The organism is Syntrophales bacterium (assembly GCA_023229765.1).
GTDB lineage: Bacteria > Desulfobacterota > Syntrophia > Syntrophales > UBA5619 > DYTH01.
The window spans coordinates 1-13902 of the sequence record JALNYO010000029.1 but is presented as its reverse complement, the minus strand read 5'-3'; the positions used below and the strand labels follow the sequence as shown (position 1 = coordinate 13902).

Genomic DNA, 13902 nt, shown 5'->3' with positions numbered 1-13902 from the left:
CAAGATATGATCAATTAATCGACTTGTTCAACAGAATTTTACATATATATCACCCCACAACTGGGGGTCCTTTTCAGCATCAATCCTCTGATACAACTCTTCAGGATTCATCCATTGTCGATCCAGAAGCTCCATTGACTCGCCCCAAGAAGCATTGAAAACCGCGGGACCGATAGTCACAAGATGTTTGATACAGCTTTCGGCATCGGGGAGAAATTCCCGGGTAAACTCAAACGACAGATATGGAACAGGCGCGGACAGCCCCCTTATTACGGACAGCTCGAACCCCTCTACATCTATCTTGCAGAACTTCGGCATCCCATATTGATCAATCAGACGATCAAGGGTTGTCATTCGTACCGCGATTTTTTCCCCCACTGGTTATTGCCGGCAAATCTTCCCTTCGTCCTCCATTTGTCCGACATCGTGGAAATCGTCGGTTCATCCTCGCATACGGCAAGCTCGCCCGTGCCTTCCGATTCACCTACCGCCGCATCGACAATAACAACGTTTTCCTGTTTGCCGAAAAGTTTTCGCAGTCTTTGCAAACAGAGCGGCTGAGGTTCGATACTGACGACTCGGCAACCAATTTCTGCCAGAACGGTGGTTCTGTTCCCCAGATTGGCGCCGACGTCGAAACAGAGCTCTCCCGGCCCGGCAAACGTGCCGTAAAAGGCTTTCATTTCCTCTTTATGCCGCACTTCCTCCTCACGTTTTTTTGCCGATTCATTCCATCTGGATAACCAGTGCCACGGAGAAGCTATTCCCATATCTTATCAACCTCATAAAAACAATGATCGCGCCTTTTTTGCGTCGATCAGAATATTTTCTTAATAATCAAGCAAATAAACAGGAGACCTGTCCGCATTCTCCTGGCCATAAGCAAACACAGTTGCCGACAATTAACAAATACAGCCGCTTTGGCAATAACCGTTTTCTCACGGCATTGTCAACTGCTTTACTACAAAAAGTGTACCCCGCCGTCAGAACCGACCCAATCATTTTTTCACGATCTTATTGGTGACAATAAATATAGTTGTATCCCCACGAAACAGTATGGAGGACTGGATGAAATTATCGATGGAACGTATTGTCACTTCAATTTACAAAATGTTCCGCTTGTTTTTTTCTTTCATCTTTAGCAGCAGAAATTTACTGTCCCGCTGTTTTTCGTTGACAGGAACCTGACCGCCCTTTATGATCACCCTCGAACAATACACGGCCACTTATTTTGTAAAGGAGTTTTCATGCACCTGAGTGTTATCGTCAAGGGAATGCCTTTTTTCACGTTTATCAAAAAAATGCCTGCTTTTCTGAGTGAATATGCCATAATCCGGCGGCAGGCGGCCTTGTCCCGGGAAACCTTTCCGTTCGGGAAAATCTACCCCTGCCTTCAGGAAAAGGATCAGCAAAGCGGCGTCCTTGCCGAACATTACTTCTACCAGGATTTATACGTCGCCCGGAAGATCTTTGAGAATAAGCCGGAAAAACATGTGGATGTCGGCTCGCGTGTCGATGGCTTCGTCGCCCACGTAGCATCGTTCCGGGAGATAGAGGTCCTGGACGTCCGCGACCTCCATATCGCCATTCCCACCATCCGCTTCACCCGCGCCGATCTCTCCGCTAAAAATTTTTCTCTGAGCGACTACTGCGACTCGCTTTCCTGCCTCCACGCCTTGGAACACTTCGGCCTTGGCCGTTATGGCGATCCGATTAATTACGAGGGACATCTCCCCGGCTGGAAAAACATGGCCAGCATACTGAAAAAAAACGGGAAATTCTATTTTTCGGTACCTATCGGGGAGCAACGGATTGAGTTCAACGCCCACCGGGTTTTTTCGTTATCCTATCTACTGAAGCTCTTTGAGCAATATTATCGCATCGACTCGTTCGCGTATATAAGCGACGGCGGGGAATTTATCGCCAATGCGGCACTCGACACCGCCGCCATCAACAATAATTTTGGCTGCCATTACGGATGCGGCATCTTCGAGTTGACTAAGCGCTGATCTTTCAATATTTCCCGATATATATTAACGACTTTATTGACAACGACATCCCAGGAGTTCGCCGCCGCCGTTTTAAGCGCCGCCATTCGCATGCACTCGCGAAGCTCGCGGGAAAGCAGCATCTCTATTTTATCGGCAACGAGGTCGCTGTTTGCGGGCTCTTCAATAACAAACCCATTTTCCCCCACTTCCACAAGATCCTTCGCGCCCACCCGACCGCTGATCAGAACCGGCAACCCGGCGGCCATCGCCTCCAGAACAACCATCCCGAAGGTGTCGAAGCGGGAGAGCATCGCATAGAAATCACCCGCCAGGTAGTATTCGGGAAGCTCTTTTCGCTCCACGGCGCCGGCGAAGATTACGGAATCGGCAATGCCCTGCTCCGTGGCAAGACGCCGGTAGTTTTTCTCATCGCCATGCCCGACCACGAGCAGCTTGAAGGATGCCGCCGGATTTTTTCCCCGGAGGCGACCCAAGCCGCGCAGCAAATAATCAAGCCCCTTGACGGCAAAATTCATCGATACGAAAAGAATCAGCGTCTCTTCACGGCCAATGCCGTAACGCTCCCGTATCGTCCGGCGACATTCTCCCCTGTCCCTGCTTTCATACGGGGCTGTCTCCACACCGGGATGAACGATTGTCACTAAGGACTGATCTATTTGATACTCTTCAAGGAATATTTTTCGGACCAGGCCGGAGACCGCCAGAAAACGACTGCACCCGCCGCGCAGGACAAGCTGATCCTCGACGCCGGCCAGCGATCGGTCGAACAGGCTCAGCCTTTTTTTTCTGACCTCCCGGATCCACCAGTGGTGGGGAATGCCGTGCATCGTATAGACATCCGCCGCAAATATCCGGTCATGGGTGTGGACGATATCGAAGGGGCCCGCCGCGGCGATGCGGCGCCCGGCGAAAAAGGCAAAGCTCGGCGAAATGAGTGATCTGGGAAATTTTACGACCGGCACCTTGTGGAAGGTCACCCGCTTAGATGAGGAAACCCAGCGGTTGGCGAAGACATGGACTTCGAACTCCGGATGACGTGCAACCCGCTCGGTCAGCTCCGCGGCAAACCCTTCCGCCCCGCCGACCATTCCGTACTTGGGGATTACAACCGCTATCCTTCGCCTCTCCTGCATCTCGTTATGCCCAACATTAATAAAAACCCACAGAAAAAACGGCGGAGAAGCTTGCACGCAAAAGCCTCTCCGCCGTCGGGCGCCGATAAAGCGTTTGCGTTCTACTTCGCCTGATATTCCTTGATAATATTGATCATTTTGACAAGTTCGTCTTGGGGAAGCTTGCCAGAGCTGACGAAGCGGCAGATGCGCTCTTTATCCAGGATGACAATGTCGGAAGCGTCATCCTTTACTCCCCACGCGTTGAGAATCGCCTGGTCGTAATCGAGGAGGATGATGGCGCCGGTCTTCTTCTGTTTGCTCTTGATGGCCGCCTTGATCAGGAAATTGGGCATCGCGCTCGCCTTGAGATTGACGATCCCAAAACCCTCGTAACGGGTCTTGTCCAGCCCGCCCGCATCCTTCTCCTTTTTCAACGCGTCTTCCACATGGTTGTTCGTGTCCTTCTCGTCCGGATCCACATAGGCGATGTACAGAACCTTGCCTTTGAATTGCGGGTGCTCCAGAGAGTATTCCTTGCCGGTCGGATCCTTCAGTTTGAAGTCCGCGGCCTTCTCCCCCACCTGAAGACCGGCGGCAAACGCTGCCGAGGCGCTCCATAATAAAGCAACCACCACCATAACAATCGCTTTTTTCATCTTTTACCCTCCTTTGTCGTTGCTATATGACCGCTTGCCTTTAAGCCAACCTTTACGGACGCGACAAAGCGCGTCCCTCCCTGTCTGATAAACACATTGCAGACGTCCATGCTCTGAGGTGACATTCCCCAGCAAGGCGCAGTCACTATAGAAAAAACGAATGGGCAAAGCAAGGAAAAACAGTCTTTTCCCCTGCGAATTTTGCTGTAATATTTTTGTCTTCTGTGCTACGGAAAATATTATTTTTCAAGAGGGTAAAAATATCATGAGAGAAATGCATAATCTGGCAATGATGTTGGAAAAAAGCGCGGCGCAATATGCCAAGCGGACGGCGTTAATCAGCAACGACGCTCGGCTGACTTATCTGGAGCTGGAAAAAGCGGCCTGCGCCCTGGGCAGCCATTTGCGATCACTGGGTTTGGGCAAGGGAGATAAGGTGGCGATCATGCTTTCGAACTGCCCTGAGTTCGTGATCGCCTATTTCGGCGTGCAGAAGATCGGCGGCGTCGCCGTCACCCTGCACACGCAGTCCACCTCCTATGAGCTCCGCTATCTGCTGGGGAACAGCGACTCCCGCTGCCTGATTACCGAGGGGGAGATGGCGCGGCGTTTCGAGGAGATCCAGGCAGAATTGCCACTTTGCCGCCACCTCATTACAACCGGCGCCCCAGGGAAACCATCCTGCTTTCGGGATATTATCGCAAAGGGCCCCTTCACGATCGGAATTCCCGAGCTGACAGGCGACGATCCGGCGGCGATGATCTATACCTCGGGGCTTACCGGGAAACCCCGCGGCGCCGTTTTGACCCATCAGAACCTCTACACCCAGTCGGAGCTGCTCCGCACAGTCGTCAACAGCGATGAAACGGATATCGGGCTTGCCGTGATCCCGCTCTTTCACTCCTTCGGCGCCGTCGCCAACATGATTTCGCCAATCCGGATCGGGGCGGGGGTCGCTCTGATGGAACGCTTTACCCTCGACGGGATATTCAGCATGATTGAAAAGGAAAAGGTCACCTACATCGCCGCCGTTCCCCGACTCTTCCTCGGGATGGTTTTCCACGAAAAAGATGGAAACTACTCGCTTAATTCGCTGAAGGTCTGCATAACCGGCGGCGCGGCGATGCCGGCGGATTTTATCCCGCTTTTCGAAAAGAAATTCGGCGTCCGGATCATGGAGGGCTATGGTCTGACCGAGGCCTCGCCGGTTTCCTCCTTCAGCCGCTTAGACATGCCCCAGAAACCCGGATCGATCGGAATTCCCATACCGCGCGTCGCCGCCCGGATCGTTGACGAAACGGGGCAGGAACTCCCCCGGGGAGAGGTCGGCGAGCTGATCCTCAAGGGTGAAAATATCATGCAGGGCTATTACAAGGACGAGGCGGCGACCGCCCAGGTTATCAAAGACGGCTGGCTTTCTACCGGCGATCTCGCCCGAATGGATGAGGAAGATTACATTTTCATCACCGGCCGCAAGAAGCGGATGATTATTACCAGCGGCTTCAACGTCTATCCCCGCGAGGTGGAAGACGTGCTGAATCTACACCCAGCCGTTCAGGAAGCGCTCGTCGTCGGCAAGGAGGATCTGCTTCGGGGAGAAACCGTCAAGGCGCTCGTCGTTAAGAAACCGGACGCGCAGCTTGAGGAGCGGGAGCTGCTGAAGCATTGCCGCACTTACCTCTCCTCATACAAGGCGCCACGGGCGATAGAATTCGTGGCAAAGATCGACCATCCGGATCCATTGCCCTGAATATCTGCCACAACGGCAATGAACGCTAACTTAGCACAGCGTCATTCCGGCGAAAGCCGGAATCCAGGATGGCATCAGTGAATAAACAGCCGGCAGTATATATACTGGCAAGCAAACGAAATGGCACTCTTTATGCTGGTGTAACTTCAGACCTTGTTAAAAGGATATGGGAGCATAAAAACAATATAGCAGAGGGCTGCGCCTTTAGATTTAGCAGCGAACGGCTAGCAACACAAGGAGAAGATGAATACATGGAAAAGATCCCCCAGAAAATAGAACAGCAGCTTTCAGAAAAATACGCCCATGCCCCGATCGCCGAATACGGAAAACGCCAACCCGATTTTTCGACAATGGGACGTAAGAAAAAGGCGGCCCCCGGCCTGCGCGAGGTGGTAATCGTCGAGGCGTGCCGAACGCCGTACGGCCGTTTTGGCGGGGCGCTGAAGGGCTTCACCGCTCCGGAACTGGGCGCCCTGGCGATCAAGGAGGTGCTCCGCCGCACCGCCGGCAAGGTAAAGCCGGAAGAGATTGACTACGTCTTCATGGGACAGGTCGTCCCCGCCGGCTGCGGACAGGTTCCCAGCCGCCAGGCGACGATCCTCGCCGGCCTGCCGGAAGCGGTCCCCAGCATCACGGTGAACAAGGTCTGCTCCTCCGGAATCAAGACGATCGATCTCGCCTGCCAGATGATCCAGCTTGGCCGGGCCGAGATCTGCATCGCCGGCGGTCAGGAGAGCATGAGCAACGGCCCCTACGCCCTCCCCGACATGCGCTGGGGAGTCAAAATGGGCCTCCCCTCCCGCCCCGCCATCGATCTGACGGTAAATGACGGGCTCTGGTGCGCCTTCTACAACCGCCACATGGCCATCCATGGCTCCGAGGTGGGCGATGAATTCGGGATCAGCCGCCAAGCGCAGGATGAATGGGCGCTCCATTCGCAGCAAGCCGCGGCGGCCGCGATGCAGGCCGGCCGGCTCGATGACGAAATCTTCCCGGTGGAGATAAAAAGCGGGAAAAACACCGTCATTTTTGACCAAGACGAAAGCCCTCGTCCAGAGACGACAATAGAGGGGCTCGCGGCGCTGCCCCCGGTCTTCAATCATAAAAGCTCCGTCACCGGCGGACCGGGCAGCGTTACCGCCGGGAACGCCCCGGGGATAAACGACGGCGGCGATGTCTGCCTGCTGATGAGCGCCGAGAAGGCGGCCGAACTGGGGCTCAAGCCCCTCTGCACGATCCTTGATTACGCGGAGGTTTCCCAGCCGCCCAAGGATATCGCGACGGTGCCGGGGCTCGCGATCAAAAAGCTGTTGGAGCAAAATGAGCTTACGCTGGAGCAGCTCAAGCTGATCGAGATCAACGAGGCGTTCGCGGCGGTCGTTCTCGTCAGCGCCCAGCCGATCCTCGGGATGTCAAAAGAGGAGATGTTTGCCAAGGTCAACGTCAACGGCAGCGCCATCGCCTACGGCCACCCGATCGGGGCCACCGGGGCAAGGATCCTGATGACCCTCGCCTATGAACTCCGCAGAAGGGGCGGCGGGCTCGGCGTTTGCGGAATCTGCTCCGGCGCCGCCCAGGGAGACGCGATGCTGATTCGCGTATAGAGCAAGTTGCGATCTGTGAACGGTACTTAAAACAGGAGGGTGCGGCACGCCGGAAGGCAAGACTGACACTCATAAATGTCAACAGCGGATGTATCACAGGAGGAAATTTAAGATGAAAGATATTGTGATCGTAAGTGGGGCAAGGACGGCCGTAGGCAGTTTCGGCGGCTCGCTCAAGGGGGTCAAGGCAGTCGATCTGGGAGCGCTGGTCATCAAGGAGGCCATCAAAAGGGCCGGTCTCCGGCCTGATCTGAATGCGGAGATAAATTCTTATCGTCCGGACACTTTTAAGGATGTCGCCCAGACCGAATTGCAAAAGAAGTTCTACGATTATCCGGCAGATGCCCGTCCGGTTTATTTCGACGAATGCATCATGGGGAACGCCCTGACGGGAGGCCAGGGGCAGAATCCGGGCCGCCAGGCGGCGATCTACGCGGGGCTCCCCGAGGAGACCAACGCCATCACCGTCAACAAGGTGTGCGCCTCCGGCATGAAGTCAATCACCCTCGCGGCACAGGCAATCAAGGCGGGCGATGCGGAGATAATCGTCGCCGGCGGCATGGAAAACATGTCCAACGCCCCCTTTGCCCTCCCCGACGCGCGCTGGGGATACCGGATGAGCATGCCTTTCGGACAGTTGGTTGATCTGACCGTTTACGATGGACTTTTTGAGATCTTCCACGGCTACCACATGGGGATAACCGCCGAAAACATCGCCTCCCGCTACGGCATCAGCCGTCAGGAGCAGGACGAACTGGCGCTTCTGAGCCACCAGCGGGCAATGGCGGCGATCGCCAGCGGCGCTACGGCCGACGAAATCGTCCCGGTCGTGATTCCGCAGAAAAAGGGGGAGCCTGTCATCTTCGACCGCGATGAACGGCCGATGGCGACATCCCTCGAAAAAATGGCCAAGCTTGCCCCCGCCTTCAAGAAGGACGGCGGCACGGTAACCGCCGGGAACGCCTCCGGGATCAATGACGGCGCCGCGGCCCTCGTTGTAATGTCTGCCGACAAGGCGAAGGAACTGGGCTTAAAACCGCTGGCCCGCATCAAGGGCTACGCCGCAGGCGGCGTTGATACGGCCTACATGGGGCTAGGGCCGGTCCCCGCGACCAGGAAGGTGATGGCAAAGCTCGGCCTGACGATCAAGGATTTTGACATAATCGAGCTCAACGAAGCCTTTGCCAGTCAGGCCATCGCCTGCATGCGGGAGCTGAAGATAACTACGGACAACTGCAATCTGAACGGCAGCGGCATCTCGATCGGCCACCCGGTCGGCTGCACCGGCGCCCGCATCACCTACAGCCTTGCGATGCAGTTGCAAAAGAAGAACTCCAACCTCGGTCTTGCCACGCTGTGCATCGGCGGCGGTCAGGGGATGGCAGTCGTCCTCGAGCGGGTTTAAAAAGGGGGACATAATACTATCGCCGGGCTATCATCCCGAAAAAAAGGGTTTGTGTCCCCATTAAAAAAGGAGGAAAGACAGTGGACTACAACAACATTCTCTTTACCGTCGAAGCCGGGGTGGCGACCCTGGTTTTCAACCGCCCGAAGGCGCTCAACGCCATGAATTCCGAGACGCTGGGCGAGCTTCTCGACGCCGTCAACCAATGCAGGGCCGATGAAGCGATCAAGGTTCTGATCCTCACCGGTTCCGGCGAAAAGGCGTTTGTCGCCGGGGCCGATATTTCGCAAATGCAGAATTTCCGGCCCCAGCAAACTGTCTCCTTTATGGAGCTGGGGCACGAAACCCTCCGGCAGATGGAGACCATGCCGAAGCCGGTAATCGCCGCGGTGAACGGCTTCGCCCTCGGCGGCGGCACGGAGATATCGCTGGCGTGCGACTTCAGGTTCGCGTCGGAAAAGGCGATCTTCGGCCAGCCGGAGATTTTGATCGGGATCATTCCCGGCTGGGGCGGCACCCAGCGGCTTCCCCGCCTCATCGGTCTCGGCCGGGCCAAGGAGCTGATCATGTCCGGGGAACAGATCAGTGCCGCCCGCGCCTATGAACTCGGCCTTGTGAACCGCGTCTATGCGCCGGAAGCGCTCCTTCTCGAAACGCAGAAGTTTGCCCGCAAGCTTGCCGGAATGCCCAGTTTTGCCCTCAAGATGATAAAACACAGCATCAATTTCGGCTACGATCTGGCGCTCGACAACGCCTGCCGCCTCGAGGTGGAATGCTGCGCCCAGTGCTTCAGCACCGACGACCAGAAGGAAGGCATGACCGCCTTCCTCGAAAAGAGAAAACCCGTGTTTACTGGAAAATAGGGACAGAGCCCCTATTTATTTCCTGATTTTCCCGGAAAGAATAGGGGCTCTGTCCCTAATAAAGGAGAATACTATGAACTTTGCACCCACGGATGAACAGAAAATGGTTCGGGACATGGTACGGAAATTCGCCGAGGACAACATCCGGCCCGTCGCGGCGGAGCTTGATCGGACGCACCGCCACCCCGCGGAGATCTGCCGCAAACTGGGGGAGATGGGGATTATGGGGGTCGCCGTACCGACGGAATACGGCGGCGCCGGGATGGACAACGTGACTTACGTAATGGCCCTGATCGAAATATCAAAGGCCTGCGCAAGCGTCGGGGTGATCACCTCGGTCAACAACTCCCTCTACGGCTATCCGATAAAGACATTCGGCACGGATGAACAGAAAAATAGATACCTCACCCCCGTCGCGAGCGGAAAGGTTGAGGGCTGCTATGGACTTACGGAATCATCCGCCGGCTCCGACGCCGCCTCCCTCAAATGCCGGGCCGAACTGAAGGGCGACCGCTACGTCGTAAACGGGGCCAAGATGTTCATCACCAACGGCAATGTCGCCGACTACTGCGTCCTCGCGGCGACAACCGACCCTTCGGTCGGCTACAAGGCGATCATCAATCTGATCGTCGATCTGAAAAACACCCCCGGCTTTCATGTCGGCAAAATCGAGGAAAAGATGGGCATCCTCGCCTCCGGCACGGCGGAGCTCGTCTTCGAGGATGCCGAAGTGCCCGCGGAAAACCTCCTCGGCAAACCCGGGCAGGGCTTCAAACAGATGCTCTCCGGCCTTGACGCGGGGCGGATCGGCATCGGGGCCCAGGCCTGCGGAATCGGCAGGGCGGCCCTTGACGACGCTCTCGCCTATGCTAAGGAAAGGGTTCAGTTCGGCAAGCCGATCGCAACTTTTCAGGCGATCCAGTTCAAGCTCGCCGACATGGCGACCGAGCTCGACGCGGCGGAGCTGATGCTGCTGCGGGCCGCCTGGCTCGAAGACAACGGCCTCGATTTTGAAAAAGAGGCGGCGATGGCCAAGTACTACGCGTCGGATGTCGCGATGAAGGCGGCGATCGAAGGCGTGCAGATTTTCGGCGGATACGGTTACATCAAGGAGTATCCGGCCGAACGGCACATGCGCGACGCCAAGATCTGCCAGATTTATGAGGGGACAAACGAGATACAGCGGATCGTCGTATCCCGGAAGCTTCTGGGAATGAGGTAAAAAAACACCCCCCCCGGGGGCTGGCATACCGGGGGGTTGTTTTTTTAAGTGGTGTTTTTGGGGCCTCCGACGACCACCCCGGACGCGACTTAAGCGCGTCCCTCCAGCATGTACATATTTTATGAACATTAAGCTACGTTTTCATCGTTCGTTGTGCCCGCCCCAGGCAGGGGGGTTTATGCCTCCGGCAGCGCGCATACATCCGCCGGCGGCTCTTTTTTCTCCAGCCCCATCGCCTCCCAGACAATCTCCGCGATGTCGAGCGCCACAATGTCCTCTTCCTTTTTGCGATCCTTTAGCCCGTCCGAGAGCATCGTCTGGCAGAAGGGGCAGGCCAGCGCCACGCCGGATACGCCTGCGGCGATCGCCTGATCTGTGCGCATATTGTTGATCCGATCGCCGATATCCTCTTCCATCCACATCCGCCCCCCCCCCGCGCCGCAGCAGAAGCTGCGCTCCCGGTTCCTCTCCATCTCCGCCAGCGTCAACCCCGGCACCGCCTTCAGAATTCCCCGCGGCTGCTCATAGAGCCCGTTATAACGCCCGAGGAAACAGGAATCGTGGTAGGCAAAGAGCTTATTAACCGGTTTTTTAAGGGTGATTTTACCTTTATGGAGCAAATCGGCAATGATCTCGGTATGGTGAAAGACCTCAAAATTGCCGCCAAAGTTTTTATACTCCTTTTTCAGGATGTTGTAGCCATGCGGGCAGGTGGCGATAATCTTTTTTACATTGTAGCCGTTCATCACCTCGATATTCGCCTGCGCCAGGCTCTGGTACAGATATTCGTTCCCGCCGCGCATTGCGGAATCGCCGCAGCAACCCTCCTCCGTTCCCAGAATCCCGAAGCTGACCCCCGCGGTCTGCATGATTTTGGCAAAAGCCGTCGCGGTTTTCTTCCCGCGATCGTCAAACGAACCGGCACAACCGACATAGTACAGATACTCGACGTTGGGATCGTCCGCCAGCGTCTTTACCCCCACTTCCTTCGCCCAGTCGCCGCGCAGATGGGAGCCCATTCCCCATGGATTGGAGTTGTTTTCCATGTTCCGGAAGGTAAGCTGCAGCTCCGGCGCGAACTCCGCCTCGGTGAGCACCTTGTACTGACGCAATTCAACAATCTTAGGAACATGTTCCACATAAACCGGACAGACTTCCTGACAGGCCATGCAGTTGGTGCAGGCCCACAGGGCATGCTCTTCCAGACTTTTCCCGACGATCGCCTCCCCCTGTCTTTCTTCCGGCGGAAGCTTCAGCAGTTTCACCCCCTCGCTCCAGAGGTGCGCCTTCAGATCCTGGGTCATCTTCCGGGGCGAAAGCGGCTTTCCCGAGAGGTGGGCCGGGCAGACATCCTGACACCGCCCGCAGTTCGTACAGGCCTCGAGATCCAGAAGCTGTTTCCAGTTGAACTCGCGCAACTCCTTTACCCCGAAGCTTTCGGCATTTTCATCCTCGAAATTGGTGATCGGCTCCAGCGCCCCTTTCGGCTTCAGCGAACGGTAATAGATATTGATGGGCGACAAAAACATGTGCTGAAGGCGTGTCCGGCTGAACATGATGAAGGTAAAAATCGCCAGCGCCGGCAGCATGTGAATCAGGGTGCGATGCCAGATCAAAAGCTCGTTCAGCGGGGTGCTCGGCAGGATCAGCGCGATTTTGGAAAGGGGATAGCTCACCGGCGCCCAGAAAAGCCAGTTCGGCGGCAGGGCGGCGCCGACAGCGGTTATCCGGTAGGCCTTGACAAAATAACCGGTGAGGATCAGCGTAAGACCCCAGACAAGGATCAGCGTATTGTCAGGCTTTGTTTCGAGGCGCTCCGGCTTGAGGATGTAGCGACGGTAAACCGCCATCAGCCCGCCCGCGATCAGCATCAGACCGCCGATCTCGGCAACGAAGGAGGCGAACAGAAAGATTCCCTGCGGGGGGTTTGTCAAACCGGTGAGGAATGAAAACAGGCGGGTAATCTTCCCCGCAAAAAGCAGGATCGCCCCCCAGAAGATCAGAAAGTGCATCGTGCCGGGATAGGCCTCGCCGCCAATCCGGCCATTGGCTAACATTACCCGGAGCATCTCCTTCATGCGGACTGACCCCTGATCGGAGCGGTCTTCATCATTGCCGAGATGCCAGAGACGGATATGCTGCCACCTGAAACCTTTAACATAAGCCGCTGCCAAACCTGCAAAAAGCACCAGGAAGGCGATAATGACCGGCATAAAAACCTTCATTATATAAACTTCCTGACGTTCCCAAAAAAGCCTGTAAAGAGAATCCATCTTACAACCCTCGATAATTTAGATATGCCCAACCACCCGGGGATAAAATGTAATCAGGTGCGCCGCAAAAAAGGTCAGCGCGATGCAAACCACGATTACCACCATCAACCTTATAAAATCAGAGTACTTTTCGTCCAGACCATAGTCAAAAAGGGCATACCTTGCCCCATTGACGATGGAGTAGATAAGCCCCGTCAGTACAGCTACTTCCAAGATAATTGCCAATCCCCTGAAAAGCGTCAGTGTTCCCATCGGTTTTTCCTCTAAAAATAAAATAGCGGTTTACGGTTACCAGTTACCGGTTTCGTTTTCCCTGGTTCAGTGCAGCGTCCCCTGTGTAACCTGTCTTTGGATTCGGCATTCGGGGCACAGGTCGAACGGTATGTCGATCGTCCCCGCCGCCCGGGTCTTCGCCTGCAAGTGCCTGACCATCGCCGCGGGAAACATGAGAACCCCGCAGTCGCCGCATCTGGTCATTCCATCCTCGAAAACAACGATTTCTTCCTCTTTTCGGGCTTCTTCCGCAGCCTTGAGCAACGTCAGACATTGCTCGGGACACGCCGTTTCGCACTCCCGGCACGCTGTGCAGCGCTTAGGGGCGAAGATAATCCGGTAGGCGTCCTCTTCGTCACTCTGCACGATGGTCAAGGCCTGCTCCTGGCAATTAACCGCGCAAAGGCCGCACCCCGTGCACTTTTCCCCATCGATGGCGGGGAACACCCCCGGCTTCGCCCAGGCGCCTTGCAGCAGCTCCCTGCGACTCAGCTTTTCACCAGATTCAGTACGTGCAGCCATCGGCCATCCCAACCCCCACCCTGACCCTCCCCCTTCAAGGGGGAGGGAATCGTGATTTCCCCCCCGTCGCAACGCAGGTGGAGACCTTTGAAAAACGCCCCTTCTTTGTCATTCCCGCGCAGGCGGGAAAGCGAAGCTTAATGTTCATAATCTATAAGTTCCCGAAAAGACCAGATTCCCGTTTTCACGGGAATGACAATTAACAAC

General features: G+C 55.8%; 13 protein-coding genes and 2 pseudogenes. 8 read left to right on the top strand and 7 right to left on the bottom strand.

Annotated elements, in window-relative coordinates; all coding sequences use genetic code 11:
- Window positions 1–27: 27 nt before the first annotated feature.
- Together M0P74_13285 and M0P74_13280 are read right to left on the bottom strand one after the other, a co-directional pair.
- Complete coding sequence (locus M0P74_13285) at window positions 28–354, bottom strand: hypothetical protein (GenBank protein ID MCK9364557.1); 327 nt, start codon at window positions 352–354, stop codon at window positions 28–30.
- Window positions 351–770: an FkbM family methyltransferase gene (locus M0P74_13280; GenBank protein ID MCK9364556.1), complete on the bottom strand. Its 420-nt coding sequence runs from the start codon at window positions 768–770 to the stop codon at window positions 351–353. The genes M0P74_13285 and M0P74_13280 overlap by 4 nt, the downstream gene beginning before the upstream one ends.
- 477 nt (window positions 771–1247) lie before the next feature.
- Here M0P74_13280 and M0P74_13275 point away from each other — a divergent pair, with 477 nt between their 5' ends.
- On the top strand, window positions 1248–2009 hold the full coding sequence (locus tag M0P74_13275; protein ID MCK9364555.1) for a DUF268 domain-containing protein: 762 nt from the start codon (window positions 1248–1250) through the stop codon (window positions 2007–2009).
- On the opposite strand, the gene M0P74_13270 is transcribed toward M0P74_13275, so the two are convergent.
- The gene (locus M0P74_13270; protein ID MCK9364554.1) at window positions 1973–3202 is read right to left on the bottom strand and encodes a glycosyltransferase family 4 protein; all 1230 of its coding nucleotides are present in this window, start codon (window positions 3200–3202) and stop codon (window positions 1973–1975) included. The genes M0P74_13275 and M0P74_13270 overlap by 37 nt on opposite strands.
- A gap of 44 nt (window positions 3203–3246) precedes the next feature.
- Entirely contained in the window at window positions 3247–3783 is a 537-nt protein-coding gene (locus M0P74_13265) for a YtfJ family protein (protein MCK9364553.1), read from the bottom strand.
- Window positions 3784–4048: 265 nt separating this feature from the next.
- Here M0P74_13265 and M0P74_13260 point away from each other — a divergent pair, with 265 nt between their 5' ends.
- The 7 genes and pseudogenes from M0P74_13260 to M0P74_13230 all read left to right on the top strand — a co-directional run bounded on the left by M0P74_13260 (window position 4049) and on the right by M0P74_13230 (window position 10627).
- The gene (locus M0P74_13260; GenBank protein ID MCK9364552.1) at window positions 4049–5533 is read left to right on the top strand and encodes a long-chain fatty acid--CoA ligase; all 1485 of its coding nucleotides are present in this window, start codon (window positions 4049–4051) and stop codon (window positions 5531–5533) included.
- 68 nt (window positions 5534–5601) lie between these two features.
- A pseudogene (locus M0P74_13255) lies at window positions 5602–5772 on the top strand (GIY-YIG nuclease family protein).
- Window positions 5773–5784: 12 nt separating this feature from the next.
- On the top strand, window positions 5785–7137 hold the full coding sequence (locus tag M0P74_13250) for an acetyl-CoA C-acyltransferase (GenBank protein ID MCK9364551.1): 1353 nt from the start codon (window positions 5785–5787) through the stop codon (window positions 7135–7137).
- A 112-nt stretch (window positions 7138–7249) separates the two neighbouring features.
- A pseudogene (locus tag M0P74_13245) lies at window positions 7250–7369 on the top strand (hypothetical protein).
- Between the two features lie 78 nt (window positions 7370–7447).
- Entirely contained in the window at window positions 7448–8542 is a 1095-nt protein-coding gene (locus M0P74_13240) for an acetyl-CoA C-acetyltransferase (protein ID MCK9364550.1), read from the top strand.
- Between the two features lie 80 nt (window positions 8543–8622).
- The gene (locus M0P74_13235; protein ID MCK9364549.1) at window positions 8623–9405 is read left to right on the top strand and encodes an enoyl-CoA hydratase-related protein; all 783 of its coding nucleotides are present in this window, start codon (window positions 8623–8625) and stop codon (window positions 9403–9405) included.
- A gap of 73 nt (window positions 9406–9478) precedes the next feature.
- Window positions 9479–10627: an acyl-CoA dehydrogenase gene (locus M0P74_13230; protein ID MCK9364548.1), complete on the top strand. Its 1149-nt coding sequence runs from the start codon at window positions 9479–9481 to the stop codon at window positions 10625–10627.
- A 176-nt stretch (window positions 10628–10803) separates the two neighbouring features.
- On the opposite strand, the gene M0P74_13225 is transcribed toward M0P74_13230, so the two are convergent.
- The 3 genes from M0P74_13225 to M0P74_13215 all read right to left on the bottom strand — a co-directional run bounded on the left by M0P74_13225 (window position 10804) and on the right by M0P74_13215 (window position 13695).
- Window positions 10804–12852, bottom strand: coding sequence for a heterodisulfide reductase-related iron-sulfur binding cluster (locus M0P74_13225; protein MCK9364547.1), 2049 nt, complete (start codon window positions 12850–12852; stop codon window positions 10804–10806).
- A gap of 66 nt (window positions 12853–12918) precedes the next feature.
- Window positions 12919–13152 (bottom strand): hypothetical protein, encoded by a 234-nt coding sequence (locus tag M0P74_13220; GenBank protein MCK9364546.1) that lies wholly within the window; start codon window positions 13150–13152, stop codon window positions 12919–12921.
- 66 nt (window positions 13153–13218) lie between these two features.
- Entirely contained in the window at window positions 13219–13695 is a 477-nt protein-coding gene (locus tag M0P74_13215; protein MCK9364545.1) for a 4Fe-4S dicluster domain-containing protein, read from the bottom strand.
- Window positions 13696–13902 lie beyond the last annotated feature (207 nt).